23 protein-coding genes and 1 pseudogene are annotated in these 20,892 nt (G+C 55.0%); 17 read left to right on the top strand and 7 right to left on the bottom strand.

Translation table 11 applies throughout. The annotated features are described in order from the left end of the window. Positions 1 to 20: 20 nt before the first annotated feature. Positions 21 to 152: pseudogene (locus IQK56_RS05880) on the top strand (heavy-metal-associated domain-containing protein); the annotation flags it as partial. A 48-nt stretch (positions 153 to 200) separates the two neighbouring features. Here IQK56_RS05880 and IQK56_RS05875 read toward each other — a convergent pair. The 4 genes from IQK56_RS05875 to IQK56_RS05860 are packed head-to-tail and all read right to left on the bottom strand — an operon-like array spanning position 201 to position 2,007. Next, entirely contained in the window at positions 201 to 383 is a 183-nt protein-coding gene (locus IQK56_RS05875) for a DUF1289 domain-containing protein (RefSeq protein ID WP_050683282.1), read from the bottom strand. A 2-nt stretch (positions 384 to 385) separates the two neighbouring features. Beyond that, positions 386 to 757, bottom strand: coding sequence for a hypothetical protein (locus IQK56_RS05870; protein WP_050683283.1), 372 nt, complete (start codon positions 755 to 757; stop codon positions 386 to 388). Positions 758 to 796: 39 nt separating this feature from the next. Then, positions 797 to 1,711 carry a CDF family Co(II)/Ni(II) efflux transporter DmeF gene (gene dmeF / locus IQK56_RS05865; RefSeq protein WP_193863534.1) on the bottom strand — a complete coding sequence of 305 codons (915 nt, stop codon included), beginning with the start codon at positions 1,709 to 1,711 and terminating at the stop codon, positions 797 to 799. 20 nt (positions 1,712 to 1,731) lie between these two features. After that, on the bottom strand, positions 1,732 to 2,007 hold the full coding sequence (locus IQK56_RS05860; RefSeq protein WP_050683285.1) for a metal/formaldehyde-sensitive transcriptional repressor: 276 nt from the start codon (positions 2,005 to 2,007) through the stop codon (positions 1,732 to 1,734). A 364-nt stretch (positions 2,008 to 2,371) separates the two neighbouring features. On the opposite strand from IQK56_RS05860, the gene IQK56_RS05855 reads away from it, so the two are divergent. Then, positions 2,372 to 2,572: a heavy-metal-associated domain-containing protein gene (locus IQK56_RS05855; protein ID WP_019821359.1), complete on the top strand. Its 201-nt coding sequence runs from the start codon at positions 2,372 to 2,374 to the stop codon at positions 2,570 to 2,572. Positions 2,573 to 2,689: 117 nt separating this feature from the next. Here the strand turns inward: IQK56_RS05855 and flgB are convergent, their stop codons facing one another. After that, complete coding sequence (gene flgB, locus IQK56_RS05850; protein WP_077750531.1) at positions 2,690 to 3,106, bottom strand: flagellar basal body rod protein FlgB; 417 nt, start codon at positions 3,104 to 3,106, stop codon at positions 2,690 to 2,692. A gap of 384 nt (positions 3,107 to 3,490) precedes the next feature. Between flgB and IQK56_RS05845 the strand changes: the two genes are divergently transcribed. The 15 genes from IQK56_RS05845 to IQK56_RS05785 all read left to right on the top strand — a co-directional run bounded on the left by IQK56_RS05845 (position 3,491) and on the right by IQK56_RS05785 (position 18,870). Then, positions 3,491 to 3,697, top strand: coding sequence for a co-regulatory protein PtrA N-terminal domain-containing protein (locus IQK56_RS05845; RefSeq protein ID WP_050683287.1), 207 nt, complete (start codon positions 3,491 to 3,493; stop codon positions 3,695 to 3,697). Between the two features lie 178 nt (positions 3,698 to 3,875). Next, positions 3,876 to 5,846 carry a copper resistance system multicopper oxidase gene (locus IQK56_RS05840; protein WP_193901598.1) on the top strand — a complete coding sequence of 657 codons (1,971 nt, stop codon included), beginning with the start codon at positions 3,876 to 3,878 and terminating at the stop codon, positions 5,844 to 5,846. A gap of 12 nt (positions 5,847 to 5,858) precedes the next feature. After that, positions 5,859 to 6,107, top strand: coding sequence for a hypothetical protein (locus IQK56_RS05835; protein ID WP_177346273.1), 249 nt, complete (start codon positions 5,859 to 5,861; stop codon positions 6,105 to 6,107). After that, a complete protein-coding gene (locus IQK56_RS05830) occupies positions 6,079 to 7,053 on the top strand; it encodes a copper resistance protein B (RefSeq protein WP_050683289.1) in 975 nt (324 codons plus the stop codon). Before IQK56_RS05835 ends, IQK56_RS05830 begins: the two co-directional genes overlap by 29 nt. 9 nt (positions 7,054 to 7,062) lie before the next feature. Next, a complete protein-coding gene (locus IQK56_RS05825) occupies positions 7,063 to 7,878 on the top strand; it encodes a c-type cytochrome (RefSeq protein WP_080370512.1) in 816 nt (271 codons plus the stop codon). Beyond that, positions 7,868 to 8,335, top strand: a complete 468-nt coding sequence (locus tag IQK56_RS05820; protein ID WP_052966109.1) for a DUF411 domain-containing protein — start codon at positions 7,868 to 7,870, stop codon at positions 8,333 to 8,335. Before IQK56_RS05825 ends, IQK56_RS05820 begins: the two co-directional genes overlap by 11 nt. A gap of 217 nt (positions 8,336 to 8,552) precedes the next feature. Then, the gene (locus IQK56_RS05815; RefSeq protein WP_246500162.1) at positions 8,553 to 9,299 is read left to right on the top strand and encodes a helix-turn-helix transcriptional regulator; all 747 of its coding nucleotides are present in this window, start codon (positions 8,553 to 8,555) and stop codon (positions 9,297 to 9,299) included. A gap of 68 nt (positions 9,300 to 9,367) precedes the next feature. Next, positions 9,368 to 10,237, top strand: a complete 870-nt coding sequence (locus tag IQK56_RS05810) for a sterol desaturase family protein (protein ID WP_193863592.1) — start codon at positions 9,368 to 9,370, stop codon at positions 10,235 to 10,237. 247 nt (positions 10,238 to 10,484) lie between these two features. Further along, on the top strand, positions 10,485 to 10,826 hold the full coding sequence (locus IQK56_RS31065; RefSeq protein WP_090401472.1) for a hypothetical protein: 342 nt from the start codon (positions 10,485 to 10,487) through the stop codon (positions 10,824 to 10,826). Between the two features lie 101 nt (positions 10,827 to 10,927). Further along, complete coding sequence (locus tag IQK56_RS05805; protein ID WP_172689356.1) at positions 10,928 to 12,184, top strand: TolC family protein; 1,257 nt, start codon at positions 10,928 to 10,930, stop codon at positions 12,182 to 12,184. Then, positions 12,181 to 13,665: an efflux RND transporter periplasmic adaptor subunit gene (locus tag IQK56_RS05800; RefSeq protein ID WP_193863591.1), complete on the top strand. Its 1,485-nt coding sequence runs from the start codon at positions 12,181 to 12,183 to the stop codon at positions 13,663 to 13,665. The genes IQK56_RS05805 and IQK56_RS05800 overlap by 4 nt, the downstream gene beginning before the upstream one ends. Further along, positions 13,662 to 16,820 (top strand): efflux RND transporter permease subunit, encoded by a 3,159-nt coding sequence (locus IQK56_RS05795; RefSeq protein ID WP_193863590.1) that lies wholly within the window; start codon positions 13,662 to 13,664, stop codon positions 16,818 to 16,820. Before IQK56_RS05800 ends, IQK56_RS05795 begins: the two co-directional genes overlap by 4 nt. 318 nt (positions 16,821 to 17,138) lie before the next feature. Further along, positions 17,139 to 17,249 carry a DUF6957 family protein gene (locus IQK56_RS31690; protein WP_390620690.1) on the top strand — a complete coding sequence of 37 codons (111 nt, stop codon included), beginning with the start codon at positions 17,139 to 17,141 and terminating at the stop codon, positions 17,247 to 17,249. Then, a complete protein-coding gene (locus IQK56_RS05790) occupies positions 17,239 to 17,460 on the top strand; it encodes a hypothetical protein (protein ID WP_193863589.1) in 222 nt (73 codons plus the stop codon). The genes IQK56_RS31690 and IQK56_RS05790 overlap by 11 nt, the downstream gene beginning before the upstream one ends. Positions 17,461 to 17,610: 150 nt before the next feature. Then, the gene (locus tag IQK56_RS05785; RefSeq protein ID WP_246500161.1) at positions 17,611 to 18,870 is read left to right on the top strand and encodes a YVTN family beta-propeller repeat protein; all 1,260 of its coding nucleotides are present in this window, start codon (positions 17,611 to 17,613) and stop codon (positions 18,868 to 18,870) included. A gap of 140 nt (positions 18,871 to 19,010) precedes the next feature. On the opposite strand, the gene IQK56_RS05780 is transcribed toward IQK56_RS05785, so the two are convergent. Together IQK56_RS05780 and IQK56_RS05775 are read right to left on the bottom strand one after the other, a co-directional pair. Beyond that, complete coding sequence (locus IQK56_RS05780) at positions 19,011 to 20,336, bottom strand: OprD family porin (protein ID WP_193863588.1); 1,326 nt, start codon at positions 20,334 to 20,336, stop codon at positions 19,011 to 19,013. 220 nt (positions 20,337 to 20,556) lie between these two features. Continuing rightward, positions 20,557 to 20,889, bottom strand: coding sequence for a DUF2790 domain-containing protein (locus IQK56_RS05775; RefSeq protein ID WP_046487075.1), 333 nt, complete (start codon positions 20,887 to 20,889; stop codon positions 20,557 to 20,559). Between the last annotated feature and the right edge of the window lie 3 nt (positions 20,890 to 20,892).

Raw genomic sequence — 20,892 nt, 5'->3', positions numbered from 1 at the left:
TCAGCACAAGAGGAATAACCATGTTCGTCTTAAATGTATCAGGCATTGGTTGCGGCGGCTGCGTCAGCAAAATCACCAAAGCAATTCAGTCACTGGACAGCGAAGCCATGGTTTCCGTGGATCGTTCCGCCGGTAAGGTGAGCGTTGAATCAAAGCTGAGGGGCTCATAACGACCCAAAGCGGTAAACCTGGGCAAGTGACTACCCATGTGCTTTCTTCAGTCCCTTCAAGCGCACATTCGCCCTTTGAACAGCGGCCATTTTTTCAGGCCGCTTCATGCGTTTCCATTTTCTGATGTCTTCCTTGCTTCGCCCACAGCTCACACACAGATCACCACTGAGTTGGCAAACTGAGATGCAGGGATTCTCGATTTCTTTAGCCATTGTCAGCCACCTTTGGACACACGTGATTGAGTCAGGCGGGTGTTCCAGTCACCTCCGTGAGTTCGCTGGCACTCCTCCTCAGAGTCGAAGCGGACGTTAAGGTTTGAAGGGATCAGATCGATGTTGGCCTCATTCAACGCTAAGGCCGTCAACTCAAAGATGCGCGCCTTAGCGTTAACCAGGGCGCGCTTTCTGTCAGCCTGGGTTTCGAACACCCAGATTACATTCAGGGTTTCAGCCAATGCGTTCAGGTCAGCGGCATGAGTGAGCCAGGTAAAGCCTTCGATTTCACCTTTTGCTGTTTCGCATGCTTCGGTGAGCGTGGTCATCAACCGACGTTCGATTCGTGCCAGTTCACGTTTCCCTGGAGGCATTGCGGGTTCCTTTGGAGACAATGGTGGGGAGGCGCTGAATCAGACAGGTCGAAACTCGACCGTCAGATGGCTGACTTCGTAGACCGGCTTGAGACGTTCACGAATTCTATCGGCGTTCGCAGTGGCCTCACCAAGGACGCTGACGATGGCCGCATGGGCTTGCGGTCCAATCCGCCAGACGTGCAAGTCCGTGATAGTGGCATCCCCCGGTTTCTCAACCATTTCGCGGATTTCCTCGGCAACGTGTGCGTCTGTCTGATCCAGCAGTACTCCTGCGGTTGCCCCCATCAAGGTCCATGCCCAGCGCGCGATAACAATGGCGCCGACAATGCCCATGACCGGGTCTAGCCAAACCCAGCCGAGATACCGGCCGGCGAGCAGTGCAGCAATGGCCAGAACCGAAGTCAGCGCGTCTGCGATGACGTGGACGTAGGCCGATTTCAGGTTGTTGTCGTTCCCGTGGTGGGCATGGCCGTGATCGTGATCGTGCCCATGACTGTGCCCGTGGCCCAGCAACAAGGCACTGACAATGTTGACGATCAAACCGGCAATCGCGATGAGCGTAGCGGTGCCGAACTGAACTTCCGTTGGCTGCAAGAGGCGCATGACAGACTCAATGCCAATTCCCAGGGAGACCATACCGAGAATCAGTGCCGAGGCGAATCCGCCCAAGTCTCCAACCTTTCCGGTACCGAAACTGTAGCGCTGGCTGGAAGCATGGCGTTTTGCGTATCCGTAAGCGGCCGCCGCGATGCCCAATGCGCCGGCATGGGTTGCCATGTGGAAGCCATCGGCCAGTAACGCCATCGAACCCGTGATATAGCCGGCGGTGATCTCGCCAACCATCATCACCACCGTCAGTGCCACAACCCAAAGCGTACGCTTGGCATTTTCGTCGTGCGCTGAGCCAAGGAACACGTGGTCGTGTGTGTAATTGATGTTGGTGCTGCTCATGAGTTTGTACCTAGATGCGTTCACTTGGCGTAACGGCGAATGGCTTCAAGAAGCTCTTCGACGCCCTTGTTACGCTCTTCTTCGCTGAGCGCAGGGTTCGCGACATGCTCCCGCGCGTGGTCCTCGATGATTTCCTCCATTAAGCCGTTGATTGCTCCGCGAGTGGCAGCAACAAGGTGTAGTGTTTTGGCGCAATCGAGATCCGATTCCAATGCCCGTTCAACGGCTTGGATTTGTCCGGCTATGCGTTTTACGCGTTTGAGAAGATTTTCTTTGTTTGCTGCAATATGGCCCATAGGATACCCTCCCTAGCTATGCATTGTGCATGATAGGCATACCCCCTATACCTATGAAAGACCAAGGAGCTGAGAGAGCAACTACAGTGCCTGGCAGTAAAGAGGCTTCAACTGCGAGTGAGGAGCGAGAGTAGCTGGAATGTCCGCCTCTGACCGTTCTCTCCCGGCCATGACCAAGAAGCGTACTGGTCGAATACGCTGCAAATCGTTTATCAGGTCAAAAGCAAACGAGTGATTAAGTCTGTGCAATTACCCGTCAATGACACTCACAACCCGAAACATATAACTGTTGACCTTGCCGTCGTGTCAACGTTGATGCTATCGGTGCGGTGAAAAGAGACCGCTCAGCACGAGAGGAATAACCATGTTCGTCTTAGATGTATCAGGCATCGGTTGCGGCAGTTGCGTCAGCAAAATCACCAAAGCGATTCAGTCACTGGACAACGAAGCTACCGTTTCCGTGGATCGGTCAGCCGGTAAGGTGAGTGTTGAAAGCAGCGAAAGCCCAGAGCAGATTCGTAAAGCTGTCGAGGCGTTAGGTTTTCCTTCCCAGATCAGTGCTTGAATGCTGGCACCTTTCCATGGTCAGAGCCCCGTATACAGGGGCTCCCCTTGGTTAACCCTCAGGAAGTACCGAAGCAGCCACGTCGGCCACAATTACCGCTCGCAAGCCCTTGCGCTACTAATCACCTCGCAGAGCTTTGAGCAAACCTTTGAATGCTCCATTCAACCTAGTAAAAGCGGCGTCGAAACGTATTCCATTTTCTGTGTACTTTGCGATCTCGACCTGCTGATCGACAGTATTTTGATCAATGGCAGGTTGAGCTGGTGTGCTGTAAAGCAAAGCACCTCCGTAAATATCATTTACTGATTCTTTTCCGGTAATGTGTTTTACATTTGTTGTTTTCAAAGAAATCGGAGTAGCAGGAGTTTCTTTTGTCTGGCTTTGCAAAAGCACAGTAGAAAAATCTAAATCTCGGGCCTTGAAGTTCGGCGTATCAGCGTTTGCGATATTGTTACTCAAGATTTCAGCTCTTTGGCTACGAAAAATTAACGCTCTTTCTGCGGAGCCAAGCGCTTTCTCAAAATTAATACTCACACTCAATCACCCTCAGTAGCGTTGCTATTTTTCATGAGCATCGAACACTTAAGTGTTGACGCGGTGCATCCAGGCTCACATATGCAGTTCCAGTGCAGAAACTAAAAAAACATCTGCACCTTGAAAGCTATCGGACACTTACAATGTTAAGCGCCTCAACTGATACTCAGTTAATAGCGGTGTAACGTTGGAAGATCGAGACCTTACGGATTAAATAGCGTGTTCCTCAAGAGAAATATCGCAACCTGACACAACTGTAATATTGGCCTAAGGTTCCTGACAGGGTATGAGTCTTATAGTCCTATTGAGCCTTAAGCTCTCCCCTAAGAATCGTCACTTGATGTGGATTCGAGGGGTTACCAATACTCATCCGAGGAAATTCAAATGAACCCCATCAAAACTTTGTTCGTCATCGCAGCCCTGACCGTCTCTTCTTTGGCTATGGCTGAAGGCGGTGGTGACCGGGCGTTCGCACGTATGGAAGTGGCTAGGAATAATTCGATGGAGTCGTACCAAGTAGCTCAAACGCAAAGCTCCCAACCTCCCGTCGCAGAAAGCCAAGCCAAAGCGATGGACCACAAGAATTGCTAAATAGCTGGGTACATTCCCAAGCTGACAGAAATGTAATCACTGTGGTGGTTTAAATGTGGCAATTTCTGAGCTCGCTTGCCGTAAGAGTTCGTTTTTTGTGACGGTGGGCGAAGCTCATCCGGGCAACTCATTGGTTGTTTCGTACGGCTTCCCTTTTGACTGATTGGACATAAACGGCATGCATTCCAAAACCTCTAGGCGGACATTCGTTAAAGGCCTGGCCGCTGGTGGCATTCTTGGCGGCCTTGGTCTGTGGCGCACTCCTGTATGGGCAGTGACCAGTCCTGGTCTGCCGAGCGTTCTCACCGGCAACGAATTTGATCTGTTTATTGGTGAAACCCCTGTAAACATAACTGGCTCGCCGCGCACAGCCATGACCATCAATGGTTCGTTGCCCGGACCTTTGCTGCGCTGGCGCGAAGGCGATACGGTCACACTGCGTGTGAAAAATCGCCTGGACCAAGACACCTCAATCCATTGGCACGGGATCATCCTACCGGCCAACATGGACGGTGTACCTGGCTTGAGTTTCCATGGCATCGCACCCGATGGCATGTACGAGTACAAATTCAAGGTTCATCAGAACGGTACCTACTGGTATCACAGCCACTCGGGTTTACAGGAGCAGGCCGGTGTTTACGGGCCAATCGTTATCGACTCGAAAGAGCCTGAACCTTTTCAATACAACCGCGACTACGTGGTGATGTTGACTGACTGGACCGACGAAGATCCTAGTCGCGTCATGGCGAAGCTCAAGAAGCAATCTGACTACTACAACCATCACAAACGTACCGTTGGCGATTTCATCGACGATGTCAGCAAGGAAGGCTGGTCATCTGCCGTAGCCGACCGGAAGATGTGGGCTGAAATGAAAATGAACCCCACTGATCTCGCAGACGTCAGTGGGGATACTTATACCTACCTCATGAATGGCCAGGCGCCTAACGGTAACTGGACCGGTATTTTCAAACCGGGTGAGAAGCTACGCCTGCGCTTTATCAACGGCTCGGCGATGAGCTATTTCGACGTCCGCATTCCTGGCTTGAAAATGACCGTTGTGGCCGCCGACGGCCAACATGTCAAACCGGTGAGCGTCGACGAATTCCGCATCGCCGTGGCAGAAACGTATGACGTGATCGTAGAACCTGCCAGCGAAGAGGCTTACACAATCTTCGCCCAGTCCATGGATAGAACCGGTTATGCACGTGGAACCTTGGCAGTTCGCGAAGGATTAAAGGCACAGGTACCTGCGATTGATCCTCGGCCGCTTTTGACCATGGATGACATGGGTATGGGCGGTATGGCGGGCATGGACCATGGCAGCATGGCTGGTATGGGCGGCGGCGACATGTCAGGCATGGCTGGCATGGACCACAGCAAGATGGCCGGAATGGACCAAAGTAACATGACCGGGATGACCGGGATGACCGGCATGGACAGCGGTGACATGACTAACATGGCCGGTATGGACCACAGCAAGATGGCGGGCATGGACAAAGGCGACACGCCCAACATGGCCGGCATGGACCACAGCAAGATGGCGGGAATGGACAAAGGCGACATGTCCAACATGGCCGGCATGGACCACAGCAAGATGGCAGGCATGGGCGGCATGGGTGGCGAAATGCAGACTCACCCAGCCTCCGAAACCAATAACCCCTTGGTTGACATGCAAGCCATGAGCCCGACACCGAAGCTAAACGATCCTGGCATTGGCTTGCGGAACAATGGCCGTCGCGTGCTCACCTACTCAGATCTGAAAAGCACTTTCCAAGATCCTGACGGCCGCGAACCCAATCGCACCATTGAGCTGCATCTGACCGGTCACATGGAGAAGTTCTCGTGGTCATTCAATGGCATCAAATTCTCTGACGCCGAGCCGTTGCGCCTCAAGTATGGCGAGCGTCTGCGCATCACCCTGGTGAACGATACCATGATGACCCACCCCATCCACCTCCACGGCATGTGGAGCGACCTTGAGGATGAGAACGGCAAATTCATGGTGCGCAAACACACGATCGACATGCCGCCTGGAACCAAACGCAGCTACCGAGTCACTGCTGATGCCTTAGGTCGCTGGGCCTATCACTGCCACCTGCTATTCCATATGGAAATGGGCATGTTCCGTGAAGTACGGGTTGATGAGTAAAGGAGACGATCTGTGAGCACATACCTAAATCGTAAATCGCTGGTCGGCTGCCTCTTTGCCGTCGGCTTGATGGGTGGACTCTCGTCCGTGACGCTGGCAGTCGAAGATAGTAGTGATCACTCACCTGCTACTCCTGCGAAAGCAACGAGCAAGCCTGCAACTGCGACAAACGAGTCTAAGCCCGATCACGGGTCAATGGACCACAGCAAGATGAGCCATGAGTCGATGGATCATGACCAAAAAACCAAAAAGGCAGATTGAGATCATGACCAGGAAGTTTTTACGCCCAACGTTGATGGCACTGGCAGTTTCTACCAGTCCTGCTTTCTTTGTCGTGGCTCACGCCGCTGAAGAGATGGATCACTCCAAGATGGACCACGGCTCAATGGGAGCTATGGACCATAGCAAGATGGGGGCTATGGATCACAGCAAGATGAGTATGGATGACGGGAAAATGGACGGAATGGAAAGTATGGATGGAGGGGCGACTACCACCAGTCGAACCCCAGTCCCCGTACTTACCGACGCTGACCGTGCAGCCGCCTTTCCAGATGTCGCTGGTCATGGTGTCCACGACAAAAAACTCAACTCCTTCATGCTGCTGGATAAGTTCGAGTACCAGGATGCTGACAACGGTAGTGCATTGGCTTGGGATGCAAAAGGATGGATCGGCGGTGACGTTGATCGACTGTGGTTGCGCTCGGAAGGCGAACGTACCAATGGCGTAACGGAAAGCGCTGAACTCTCAGCACTTTGGGGGCACTCCATCGGTCCATGGTGGGATGTCGTCACCGGCGTACGACAAGACTTCAAGCCCGGGTCACCACAAACTTGGGGAGCGCTCGGTATTCAGGGCATGGCCCTCTATAACTTTGAAGCCGAAGCGACTGCCTACATCGGTGAGAACGGTCAAACCGCAGCTCGATTGGAAGGCGACTACGACATTCTGCTGACCAATCGCCTGATCTTGCAGCCGACGGCCGAAGCCAATTTTTACGGAAAAAATGATCCTCAACGCGGCATTGGGTCTGGATTGGCAAACACCGAAGTAGGGCTCCGATTGCGTTATGAGATTGTTCGCCAATTTGCCCCTTATATTGGTGTTAGCTGGAGCCGCTCCTACGGCAATACGGCAGACTTGGCCAGCGATGAAGGAGAGGATGCGAACGAGGCGCGATTTGTCGCCGGTATTCGGATGTGGTTTTGAGGGCCTGACATGAAAAGAACATTGAAAACATTGACTGCTGCCGGGGTGGTCGCCGCAATAGTAGGTGCCGGCGTGGTGTATTCTGGTGTGATCAATGTTGGGGCGGATGATCCGCATTTCGGCCCCGTTCACTCACTTCTTTCCACTGCTCGGGATCGCTCGATTGCTGTGCGCTCACGCGATATTAAAGTCCCCGACCTGAGCGAAGAAGCTCTCATCCGCGCAGGTGCTGGCAACTACAACGCTATGTGCATTGGTTGCCATCTGGCTCCAGGTATTGCAGGAACCGAATTAAGTAATAGCCTTTACCCTGCACCTCCGAATCTTTCAAAACTGGGCGTTGATGGAAACCCTTCCGCAGCTTTCTGGATCATCAAGCATGGAATCAAATCCACAGGCATGCCCGCTTGGGGTAAAAGCATGGCCGATCCCTACATATGGGGAATGGTCGCTTTTCTCCAACAGCTGCCTTCATTGGATGCAGAGCAATACAACGCTCTAGCAACCAGCAGCGGTGGTCATCAACACGGTGGCGGCGAGAGCAAAATGCATAACCATGAAGGCCAGCATGAGGGCCAAAAAGGGGCTGTCGCGGGGCATCATGATGCGGGTGCAGCCGAAGAGATAGCCGAAGCAGGCGACCATCATGGCGAGAGAAACAGCGCCCATGCCCATGAGGCGGCCGCAGCGCCTTCTCAGGATGAAAGTACCAAACACGCCCATCCTCAGGTTGTGGAGGCTTCACATGACGCTCCTGCAACTCCGGCCGTTCAGCCAAAAACTCATACCCACGCTGATGGGAAGGAGCATACCCATGCGAAATAACTTTCTTCGTCCCGGTCGGGCACTTCGCCTCGCTGCGTTCGCGGCTCTGTTTATCAGTTCAGTTGGTCATGCAGCAGAGTCGCTGACGATCGACGTCCATCGTGACGCTAACTGTGGATGCTGCAAGAAGTGGATCCAGCACCTTGAAGCTAACGGCTTCACCGTCGTTGATCATGTAGAAACCAACATGAGCGCGGTCAAGCAGGATCTCGGTGTTGCTCCACGACTCTCGTCCTGCCACACCGCAGTGATCAACGGAAAATTTGTTGAAGGCCACGTACCAGCTGAGCAAATAGTTGCCTTGAGCAAACGCGATGACCTTATTGGGATTGCTGTGCCGGGGATGCCGGCAGGCTCGCCTGGTATGGAGGCTGGTGGGAAGCAGGATGCGTATCAGGTCATCGGTCTGAGCAAAGCAGGTACTGACCAAGTGATCGCTGAGTACCCGGCAAACTAATCACAAAAGTTCATTACCCGAACGGTGGCAAAGCGGTCGAACCGGCGTCGGCAAAAATTCTCAACTATCCAGGTGCGCAAGCACGGTAAAGAAATTGGGAGTCGGCGCACGAATAGCCCATCATGGCCCAGCATCAATACGATGCCGCAGTCAGATGCCGAATGACTATACGTGTGCAGTCAGCACGGAAAAAAGTGGAAGTAGGCCGAGCTAGAGAATGAAAAGCTGGGTTACAGCAGAGACCGTGCGCTGGGCGGGTCATGCATGGGTTGACCCTGGTATCGGTGTCTTTTATGGCCGTGCCGGTCACCAAGAATGGCACCTCCATCAAGCACATCAGATCTCAGTTGGCCTCGACTCAACTGTATCGGTTCAAACCCCGATGGGTATTCAAACAGGGGGCGCCATCTTCATTCCGGCCGGTTTGAAACACCAACTGAGCGCCGGTCACGTTCTGTCGATCTATGTGGATGCGCTGTCCGAGGAAGCCCGCGCTCTGCGGGGTGCGGAAGAAGCGAGGGTGATTTGGATCACTCCGGCGGACGTAGCGCCGATAGTCGACGCACTGCACGAGCCAGGACACACTGATCTCCAGGTTAGGACCGGGGTGCGCCAGGCACTGCGACTGCCCGATCTCCCGCCCCCAGATCCTCGCTTGATCAAGGTCATTGAGGCGCTGAGCAGAGGCCAAATGGGACGCGAAGAGTTGGCCGCGGTGGTGCATCTATCCCCCACGCGGTTTTCTCATTGGTTCGTGGAGCAGACGGGGCTGCCGCTTCGCAGTTACGCGAGATGGTTACGTCTCACGCAAGCCCTGCAGCATTTGGCAAAAGGTGTACGGCTGACCGACGCGGCTCATGAGGCGGGCTTTTCAGACTCGGCTCATTTCTCCCGGACATTCCGGGCGCTACTGGGTATCGATCCGTCATCCGCCTTGGCAGATGTTCATCTCCAGGAGGTTTAGCTCTTTCGTTCAAGTCGAAAGCTCACCTCTTAACATATTGTGATGGTTCCATATCTAGGAGCTGAGCAATGCCTTCCTTTCTACGATTCGCCTTACGGTGGGTGAGCTATCCACTCGTGTTTGGCGGCTCTGCTGCCTTCATGATCTGGACGCTGTATACCGGCGTACCGTATTGGCCCACGACTCCCCTAGTTGCTGCAGTGGGACTTTTGATCATTGCTGGTTTGGAGCGCATCCAACCTTTCCGAGAAGCTTGGCTTGAGGATCATCACGACACCGCGACAGACCTGCTGCACATGTTGGTGAACCTTTCTGTCATTCAATTCACAGCTGGAGTCCTGGTCAAGCTTGGTGATGCGGTGCCAGCTTCGGTTCGTCTCTTTCCGATCGAGAGCCCGCTGTGGCTGCAGTTGCTACTAGTCATCGCCGTACTCGATCTGAGCCTATATGTCATGCACCGGATCAGTCACCGAGTGCATTGGCTGTGGCGTTTTCACATGCCACATCACAGCGCCGAGCGGTTGTATTGGATGAACGGGGAGCGACGACATCCGTTGCACGCGGTGCTTATGGCGAGTCCGGGGCTGGTGATCCTGTTCGCATCAGGCGCACCCTCCGCAGTTGTGGCCACTTGGTTTGGAGTTCTAACAGTGCACTTGGCCTTCCAGCATTCGAACCTGGACTACCGGGTGGGATGGTTGCGCTACATTATCGGTGTTGCCGAAATTCATCGCTGGCATCACAGACGCGACTTTGAAGACGCCCAGGTCAACTATGGTGAGTTTCTGATGGTGTGGGACCGAATATTTGGCACGTTCTATGACAGTCTGGGGAAACTAGGCCAAGCCGAGGTCGGATTGCATGGAAAGGATTACCCCAAAAATTACCTTGGACAGCTCATCGAACCCTTTGAGCATGGCCGTGTAAACAAAGGCTAGTGGGCTCCCTTACTTTGCAGCTACGGCAGCTACCGAGGCCACACTAATAGTAAAACCAATCAAACGTGATCCGAACGGTATTCTGTGAGCTTTAACTACTTCCATGCTCAGGGAGTCAGGCTTCGCTGTTTAGCGAGTCCTTGTTTCTAGGCAAGGAGACTCATGTTGACCTGCTGGGCTATCTGGCTGGTTCCTCCTGACAGATTCGTAATGGTTTATCCCTTTACCTGCGACTAAACTCCTTCGCATGAAACGCTATCTGCGGTGTTGCCTCATTTTCCTGATCAGCTTGGCGCTTCCCCTCAGCGGGATGGCGGGTATTCAGTCACCGATAGAACCTTGCCCGATGAAAACGACGGGCATGACCATGATGGCTGATATGAACCAGGACTGCTGCGTCGAGATGAGCAGCTCCTCCGACCATGGCAAACCCTGCAAACCTGGTCAGGAATGCAGGAGCGCCAGTCTGCTACAGGTGTCGTTTGGGAAACCTGCCACCCGTTTGTCCAGTCCTCAGATGCTGACAATCTTCAGCGACTCCCTGCCTACTCAGACCCCGTCCGGGGTGTGGCGACCGCCTCGCGCTTGATTCCTGTACCACACTGAGCCTCATCCTGCTCTGGCGCGGGATGGCATATCTGTGCGCATGTTTAGAGAGGCGCGCAGTGGATCATCACAGGAATCGTGAACATGAATTCCAAGTGCTACTGCACCGGTTGGCCCCTCGTGGCGGCCCTGGCGGCAAGCGTGCTGGCGTTGCCAAGTCTTGCTGCGCCCCTGACACTCGACGAAGCCTTACGCTTGGCTGAAAACAATGCACCATCACTGACCGCCCAAGCAGCCAAACTGCAAGCGGCCAGCAGCGCCGCCATTCCAGCCGGTGAACTACCCGACCCGAAGCTCCTACTGGGCGTACAAAACTATCCCATCGGCGGCCCTGACCGCTGGCGCCTCGAGCAGGACTTCATGACCATGCAGATGGTCGGCGTCATGCAGGAGGTACCCAACCGTGACAAGCGTAGGGCGCGCATTGAAGTTGCGGAAGCGTCAATAGATCGAGCCGCGGCCGAAAGCCGTGTCGAGCGCTTGAACGTTCGTCAGGCCACGGCATTAGCCTGGATCAGCAGCTACTCCGTCGAACGTAAAGAGGCGCTTTTTCAGGATTTTTACCGGGAGAACCGTCTATTGGCTGATACCGTCCGGGCGCAGATCGCCGGAGGCCGTGGTCAGCCTGCCGATGCAGTAACGCCGAAACAGGAGGCGGCTCAGTTGGCGGAACAACAAGACGACCTGATCCGTTTGCGGGCTCAAGCCAGAGCAGCTCTCAGACGCTGGATAGGTCCGGCCGCCAATGACCAGCCCGTCGGCAGCTTGCCCGAGTGGCCCATCGACGCTTCGGGTTACCCGCATAAGCTGCAACATCACCCCGCACTGGCGGCGTTCGTTCCAATGACTCGCGAAGCGCAGGCCAAGGTCCGTGAAGCCAAGGCGGAAAAGCAGTCCGACTGGAGTTGGGAGCTTGATTACCAGCGGCGCGGCCGTCAGTTCGGCGACATGGTCAGCGTGCAGTTCACGTTCGACCTGCCACTGTTCCCCGACTCCCGACAAAACCCGAAGATCGCCGCCAAACACGCCGAACTGAATCAGTTGGAGGCCGAGCGCGAGGCTCTCATACGTGAACATACCCAGCAACTGGAGGACGATTTGGCCGAGTACGAGCGTCTAAACCGTGCCATGCGCCGCAGCCAGGACAGTCTGCTACCCCTGGCCAAGGAAAAGGTGGCGCTGACCATGGCCAGCTACCGCGCCGGTAAAAGCGACTTGGCGGCGGTCATCGCGGCCCGACGGGAACTCATCGAGACCCGCCTCAAACAGATCGACTTCGAAGAACAGCGCGCCCTCACCAGTGCTCGCCTGTATTTTGCTTATGGGGACGCCAATCAATGAGCACTCGAATCTGGAAAGGGGCTTTGCTGACAGGCCTCTCGATTGCCTTGGGCGCTGCCGGCGGTTATTGGTTCGCTCAGCAGCGCATGAGTGCAATGCCTGAGACCACCTCCGAACAGGCCCCTAAAACGCAAGACGAACGCAAAGTACTGTATTGGTACGACCCGATGCAGCCGCAACAGAAATTCGATAAACCAGGCAAATCTCCCTTTATGGATATGGAGTTGAAGCCCCGCTACGCTGATGCTGCAGCGGACAGTGCGGCCATCAGTATTGACCCCAGCCTGACCCAGAATCTCGGCTTACGACTGGCCACAGTCACTCGCGGCGTGCTTGCTTCCAGCCTGGACGTGGTCGGTGTGCTGGCATTCGACGAGCGGGATGTTGCGGTGATTCAATCGCGTACTGCTGGCTTTGTGGAGCGGGTGTATGCCCGTGCTCCAGGCGATGTGCTCAAAGCCCATGCGGCTTTAGCCGATATCCTGGTCCCGGAGTGGGCCGCTGCTCAGGAAGAGTTTCTCGCACTCAAACGCAGTGGCGATGCCGACTTGCTGGCGGCAGCGCGCCAACGCTTGCGCTTGACCGGGATGCCCGCGACGTTGATTGCTCAAGTGGAGCGAAGCGGCAAGACCCAGCCGGTCCTGACGCTCACCAGCCCCATAAGCGGTGTGCTGCAAGAGTTGAATGTACGTTCGGGTATGACCGTGGCGGCCGGCGAGACTCTGGCTCGAGTCAATGGCTTGAGCAGCGTCTGGCTGGCAGTGGCCGTTCCAGAGTCGGAGACTGGATCGATCATCATGGGGCAAGCGGTCGAAGCACGTCTGCCAGCCTTTCCGGGCACAGTGCTTAAGGGCACGGTCAGTGCGATTTTGCCCGAAACCAATCCCGACAGCCGAACTGTACGTGTGCGGGTCGAACTGCCCAACCTGGATGGGCGACTCAGGCCGGGTATGACGGCCCAGGTGCACCTGAATCGTTCGACCGAACAAAGTGTGCTGTGGGTGCCGAGCGAGGCAATCATTCGCACCGGCCGACGCGTCTTGGTGATGCTCGCCGAAGACGCTGGTCGCTACCGCCCCATAGAAGTGCAACTCGGGCAGGAAAGCGAAGGCAAGACGGTGGTGTTAAAGGGGTTGGAAGAAGGCCAGCAGGTAGTCAGCTCTGGACAGTTTCTGCTCGACTCTGAGGCCAGTCTCAAGGGCATTGTTGCGAGCACGCTGGAAATGTCACCACCCAGCGCAGCAGCCTCCAGCTTTCATGAGGCGGATGGGAAGATCGTCGAGATCAATAACCAAGACGTAACAATTGCCCTTGGTCCGTTCAAGACGCTGGGCATGCCTGGTATGACCATGACCTTCCCATTGGCTGACCCTGCTCTCATTCAAGGTCTCAAGACTGGCGAGAAGGTTAGGGTCTCGGTTAGCCAAACCGATGATGGTTTGCGCGTTGAACACCTGGAAAAACTAGGGGGCCAGCCATGATCGCCGCCCTGATTCGCTGGTCAGTGGCAAATCGCTTTCTGGTGCTGCTGGCGACGATCTTCGTCACGGTCTGGGGCGTCTGGTCGGTTCAGAGCACGCCCATCGATGCATTGCCAGACCTTTCCGATGTTCAGGTGATTATCCGCACCCCTTATCCGGGACAAGCGCCGCAGATAGTTGAGAACCAGGTGACCTATCCGTTGGCCACCACCATGCTCTCGGTGCCGGGGGCTAAGACCGTACGCGGCTATTCCTTTTTCGGCGACAGCTTCGTGTACGTGTTGTTCGAAGACGGCACGGACTTATATTGGGCCCGCTCGCGGGTGCTGGAATACTTGAGTCAGGTCCAAAGCCGCCTACCGGCTTCCGCCAAACCGTCCTTGGGACCCGACGCCACAGGCGTGGGCTGGATCTATCAGTACGCACTGGTGGATCGCAGTGGCGGACACGACTTGGCGCAACTGCGCGCCTTGCAGGACTGGTTCCTCAAGTTCGAACTCAAGACCCTACCGAATGTTGCGGAAGTGGCCACCGTGGGCGGCATGGTCAAGCAGTATCAGGTGCAGCTCGACCCACTGAAACTGGCCAACCTAGGCATCACTCAAGCAGCGGTGACTGAGGCTATCGGCAAGGCCAATCAGGAAACCGGTGGTGCGTTACTGGAGATGGCGGAGACCGAGTTTATGGTGCGCGCTTCCGGTTACCTGAAGACGCTCAATGACTTTCGTTCGATTCCGCTCAAGCTCGGTGCCGGCGGGGTGCCGGTGACCCTCGGCGACGTGGCAACGATCCAGTTGGGCCCGGAGATGCGTCGTGGTATCACCGAGCTCGATGGCGAGGGTGAGACTGTGGGCGGCGTGGTTATTCTGCGTAGCGGCAAGAACGCTCGTGAGACCATTGCGGCGGTCAAGGCCAAACTGGACGACCTGAAAAGCAGCTTGCCGGCCGGGGTGGAAATCGTCACCACCTATGACCGCAGCAAACTGATCGATCGCGCCGTCGAAAACCTCAGCTACAAGCTACTCGAGGAGTTCATCGTCGTCGCGTTGGTCTGTGCAGTATTCCTCTGGCATCTGCGTTCATCCCTGGTGGCAATCATCTCCTTACCGGTGGGGGTGCTGATTGCCTTCATCGTTATGCGTTACCAAGGGATCAACGCCAACATCATGTCCTTGGGCGGGATCGCCATCGCCATCGGCGCCATGGTCGATGCCGCGGTGGTAATGATCGAGAACGCCCACAAGAAGATTGAGGCCTGGCATGTGGCCCATCCAGGGGAAGAGTTGAAGGGCGAACGTCACTGGCATGTGATAACCGAAGCGGCGGCGGAGGTGGGACCGGCGCTGTTCTTCTGCCTGCTGATCATCACTCTGTCGTTCATTCCAGTGTTCACCCTGGAGGCCCAAGAGGGTCGTCTATTTGGTCCATTGGCCTTCACCAAGACCTATGCCATGGCTGCGGCGGCAGGACTATCGGTAACTCTGGTGCCGGTGCTGATGGGCTACTGGATTCGTGGACGGATCCCCAAAGAGGACCGGAATCCTCTGAACCGCTGGTTGATCAGGATCTATCAACCGGCCCTGGATGCGGTGTTACATCGGCCCAAAGTCACCCTGTTGATCGCGTTATTGGTCTTCCTTAGCGCGTTGTGGCCGATCTCCCGTTTGGGTGGCGAATTCCTCCCTGCGCTGGACGAGGGCGATTTACTCTATATGCCTTCGGCTCTGCCGGGATTGTCGGCGCAGAAAGCAGCGCAGTTGCTGCAACAGACTGACCGTCTGATCAAGACGGTACCCGAAGTTGAACACGTCTTCGGTAAGGCCGGCCGCGCTGAAACTGCCACCGACCCCGCGCCGCTGGAGATGTTCGAGACCACTATCCAGTTCAAACCTCGCGAGCAATGGCGTCCTGGTATGACCCAGGAAAAATTGGTGGAAGAGCTGGATCGAGTGGTACGCGTCCCGGGCCTGACCAATATCTGGATACCACCGATCCGCAATCGCATCGACATGCTCGCTACCGGGATCAAGAGTCCGATCGGAGTGAAAATTGCCGGCAGCAACTTGACGGAGATCGATGCAGCCACGCAGGCCGTCCAGCGCGCGGCCAAGGACGTGCCCGGTGTCAGTTCGGCACTGGCCGAACGATTAACCGGTGGGCGTTACGTCGATGTGGATATCGACCGCAAAGCCGCTGCCCGCTACGGATTGAATATCGCTGATGTGCAGTCGATCGTGGCCGGTGCTATTGGCGGTGAAAACGTTGGCGAGACCATTGAAGGGCTCGCACGCTTCCCGATCAACGTACGTTATCCCCGTGAGTGGCGTGACTCGCTCGGCGCCCTGGAGCAATTACCAATCTACACCCCTTTGGGGAGTCAGATCACTCTTGGCACCGTGGCGAAGGTCAAAGTCAGTGAAGGCCCGCCGATGCTCAAGAGCGAAAATGCCCGACCTTCCGGATGGGTGTATATCGACGTGCGTGGCCGGGACATTGCTTCCGTGGTTGCCGATCTGCGTCGGGTTGTGAGTGAGCAGGTCAAGCTGCAGCCAGGCATGAGCCTGAGTTACTCGGGACAGTTCGAGTTTCTTGAACGAGCCAACGCACGGCTCAAACTGGTGGTGCCGGCCACGCTGCTGATCATTTTCGTACTGCTGTACCTGACGTTTGCCCGATTCGACGAGGCTTTGCTGATCATGGCCACCTTGCCGTTCGCCCTTACCGGTGGGGCGTGGTTCCTCTACCTGCTGGGATTCAACCTGTCAGTGGCTACTGGCGTCGGTTTCATTGCTCTGGCGGGTGTTTCTGCCGAATTCGGTGTGATCATGCTGCTCTACTTAAAAAACGCCTGGGCCGAGCGTGTAGAGGCCGGCGACAGTACTGAGCGTGGACTAATCGCAGCGATTAGCGAAGGAGCCGTGCAGCGTGTTAGACCCAAGGCCATGACAGTAGCCGTCATCATTGCTGGCCTGTTACCGATCCTATTGGGTAGCGGTACCGGTAGCGAAGTAATGAGCCGCATCGCCGCGCCCATGGTCGGTGGCATGGTTACCGCGCCCTTACTGTCCCTGTTTGTTATTCCGGCAGCTTACCGCTTGATGCGCCGCCGGCGCCTCGCTGTTGAATCTAAACTCTCGCAAGGAAGCGGACTATGAAGTAATCGTGTCCGTCACTGCTGCACGGCTCCTGGTTGCATGCGCAATATCATCCAGCGGTCTGGCTTTCTGATTGGACAGAGGACGACCCTTATAATCAATCCGGGATCGAACTCTATCGGCAATGCGCCAAAACACAGCTGATAGAGATCGACGCCGGAGGCTAATAAGCCCTTCTCGATGCGGATAGGTTGTAAGAACGAAGGCATATTTCTTCTTAGGCAAACCCGGAGGAATGTATGGAAATGTCGGGCTTGATCGATTTACTCGTTGGTAAAGGAAACAGCTTGATCGGCAGTGTTCTGAGATGCCGAAGCGGTGTCGTTTGTTGAGGCGCATTTTCCGGGCAAAGCGTATTGCCTGGTAGCTGACTGGACCGTGATCGATGTGTCCGTTTCCGACGAGCAAACCAAAATGCTTGCGCCATGATGCTACCTATAACCCGATCACCAGCAACGGTGCGTTGGGCGAAGTCACGCTCTTGAACGGCAGTGCCAAGCAGGTCTTGCCGCTGGCATCCTCCGGCGACAACGCGCTGTTGGCGGAAGGCTCTTACCAAGCCGCAGCAGGCAGCAAAGCTGTGCTCAAACTGACGTTTCCCGGCAAGTCGGCTGAGCTGTTTCGCTTCGTCTTACCGTGAGCAATAACTACTTTTTCCGTAGTGCTCAATGCCGAGTAGTTGATCATGATCAATGAGCGACTAGTTGCGGCGGCGCAGCATGGTAGGCAGGCGATTGCTCGCCGAACAACAGTCGCAATAGTCACTGTTTCGCTAAAAGGATCAGCGCTCATGTTCAAGTTCAAACTGCTTTTGGCTTCCAGTCTCGCTCTGGCTTTAAACGTAGCGCTGGCAGCACCAGTTGGCACCGTGTACACGGCCAATGAGCGCGACAGTTCGATCAGCCAAGTCAGGCTCGACACGGGTGTGGTCAAAACGCTGGCCCTGAATATTGCACCGCATAATTTACAAATAAGCGCCGATGGACGCTTGCTACTGGTGGTGGGCATGCCTACGCATGCTGAACATCAAACAGGAGCCATGAAGGCGGGTGAGTTGTTGGTGTTCAGCACTGCCACGCTAGATAAACCGGTCTTTAGCCTGCCGGCGGGGCAACATCCTGCCCACGTGGTGACTGACCTGAGCGGACAGCGGGCTTTCGTTAGCGACTCTGCCGCTAATCTGGTGCGGGTGTTTGACCTACAAGCACGCACTCAGCTCGGCACTGTCAAGACCGGTAGTTTCCCCCATGGTTTACGCCTGAGCCCGGATGGCAAGATGCTGTATGTCGCCAATATGCGCAGTGGCAGCGTCTCAGTAATCGATACCGCAACGCTGAAAGAAGCCACGCAAATTGCCGTTGGTAACGGCCCCGTGCAAGTCGGCTTCGCCCCAGATGGACAGCAGGCCTATGTGTCGCTGAGCGCGGAGAACAAGCTCGGAATCATCGATACGAAAACACAACGCTTGATAGGTAAAGTTGCCGTCGGCAGAACGCCGATTCAGATGTATGCCACGGCAGATGGTCGCCAGGTCTACGTAGCCAATCAGGGCAGCAGCAGTGAGCCGGATGACCGCGTCTCGGTGATTGACCCGCAGACCTTGAGCGTTGTCGCCACCCTGACCACCGGTAAGGGTGCTCACGGCGTGGCCATCAGCAGCGACGGCGCTTATGTATTTGTTAGCAATATCGAGGCCGGCACCTTCTCTGTGATCGACACGGCCAGTCGCACGGTGGTGGCCAGCCATAAAGTCGGGCCGGCCCCAATGGCATTAGCTACCAAGTGCCCGAGTGAGCCGCAAACAACCGCTGGTTTGTGCTGCCGGGCTGCGGCAACCGAGTCTGACGGTCCAAAGACTTGTGTGAAAATCTCGAAGGCAGCAATTGGTCGCTCTCTGCCGGCCATGACCAAGAAACGTACTGGTCGAATCCGATGCAAATGGCTGGTCAGGTCAAATGCAAACGGGTGGTCAAGTCAGTGCAATTACCCATCAGCAGATCAAAAGAACCTAGCTAGCAGATTTCCCAAGCGGGGCAAACACAAGTACTGACAACAGAACGTCCCGCCCTTATGTCAATCCACATAAAAAAGCGCCACTAGGGCGCCTAAGCCGCCTCCCAAACCAAAGGAGAAACAAGGAGACGGGGTGTATCTGGTAATCGAACAATTGGTGCCGCAGGTTTGCGCTAGTTAAAGCAGTTGCAGTGGGTACTCGACAATCAGTCGGACCTCATCCAAATCAGATTCGAAATCGGTAGCACGCGTGGTTGCTTGGCGAACACGCAGAGACATGTCCTTCAGAGAGCCTGACTGGATGATGTACTTAGCCTCAATGTCTCGCTCCCAACGCTTTTGGTCTTGCAAGGGCGCTCCATCTGCTCCGCGACGCATGTACACGCTGTTCGCGTTGGAGTAATCAGCGTCCCACCCCTTCGCGTAGCGAGTCATGAAGCTTAGGCCCGGAATGCCGAAAGCTTGCATATCCAGGTCGTAGCGTAGCTGCAAGGATTGCTCTTTCGGTGAGTTGAAGTCGCTGTACTGGATGGAGTTATCCAGAAAAATCGAGTCCGATTGGCGCAGGTAATCGAAGTCGTCATTGCCGTTGCTGCGCTGATAGCCAACGGTCACCGTGTGGACGCCGAATTTGACCCCGGTTTTGCCGCTCCAGATATTGTTATCAAAGCTGCCTAGGAGTTTTTTACCCTCGTCGACCGCGCGGTAGTAATTAAATCCACCGATCAACGCGACGTTGTCTGAGAGCGGATAACTAAAGGAAGTGCCAGCGTAATACTGATTCCAAACGTCCTTAAACTGGCTGGAGTAAAGACTCACACCAACATGCTCATTAACGGTGTAATCGCCCCCTAGGTAAGCAATCCACGGAGCATCAACAGCACCGGCATAGAAAGTCGAAAAGCCGTCACGCATGCTGCTCGAATTGGGTTGGCTCATCGCATGCAGCCGGCCCCCCTGAATGGTCAGGTCTTTAATGCTTGTATTGGTAAACGTTGCCCCCCTAAAGCTCTCTGGCAGCAGTCGAGAATCGCCATATGCCACGACAGGCGTGGATGGAAAGACGTCTCCTACTTTGACCACCGTATCCATAAAGCGAGCCTTCGCGGCTCCGCCTACTTTTGAGTAAGAGTCTTCAGGTTGGCCTTTGCTGTTATAGGGCATGACATCCACTGAGCTTCTAGCCCCCGAGCGCCCATCACCCGAATCAAGCTTGAGTCCTACCATTGCAAATGCATCAATGCCGAACCCGACGGTGCCTTGGGTAAAGCCCGACTCAAAACGTCCAATAATCCCATGAGCCCATTCTTCAGCGTAGCCATTGCCTGTAGGACTTGATTGGCCCTTTCGATAGTCACGATTGAAATAGAGATTACGATTGAGAAGACTAAAGGTGCTCCCTTCAATGAACCCCTCAGGCTTTTGCTCAACGGCCACTGCAACTTGCCCCATGCTCATGCCAAGGGCAATGAGAGAAAGACCATAAAAGCTTTTATTGTTCATTTAACACTCCAGGCTTTAGCTTGGCAGAGTTTCTTTATGAAATATTTTTATCATTATAAAAAAGCCACCGGCACGTAGAGATTCCCTCTAAGTGCCGGCAGACATAATTTCATACAAAAGATAACTCCAGCGTGACCTGAAAATTACTTCTATGTCAGCGACCAGTAAGCATGCTTAAAAAGCCTAATGAATGATCTGACGTAGATATGACCTTTAGGGGTTAGCTTCCGTGTGGGCAGTTGGTACCCATAATCTTGTACTCCACGGTATTAAGCCTGCCCGCCGAGTCTTCATAGGTCATGCGCGAAGGCGCAACACTACAGGTTTTGTTGGCTTGCGTGACACTGACCACCTTCTGAATATCGAGGTTCATACCATATTCATAATGAACAACCTCAGGGATGGCCTTACCATTTTTCAAGGCATATTGCTCCATCGCCTGTTGGTTTTCTTGCATCATCCGACCGTAAACGCGGTCACCGCCGCCTTCAGCCATGGCCAATGACGACAAGGTCAAAATAGTGACGGCAAAAAGTGCTTTGAGTGTTTTCATGAT

The organism is Pseudomonas cyclaminis (assembly GCF_015163715.1).
GTDB lineage: Bacteria > Pseudomonadota > Gammaproteobacteria > Pseudomonadales > Pseudomonadaceae > Aquipseudomonas > Aquipseudomonas cyclaminis.
Note: the sequence above shows the minus strand (reverse complement) of the source record. Positions and strands in the feature narration are given on the sequence as shown.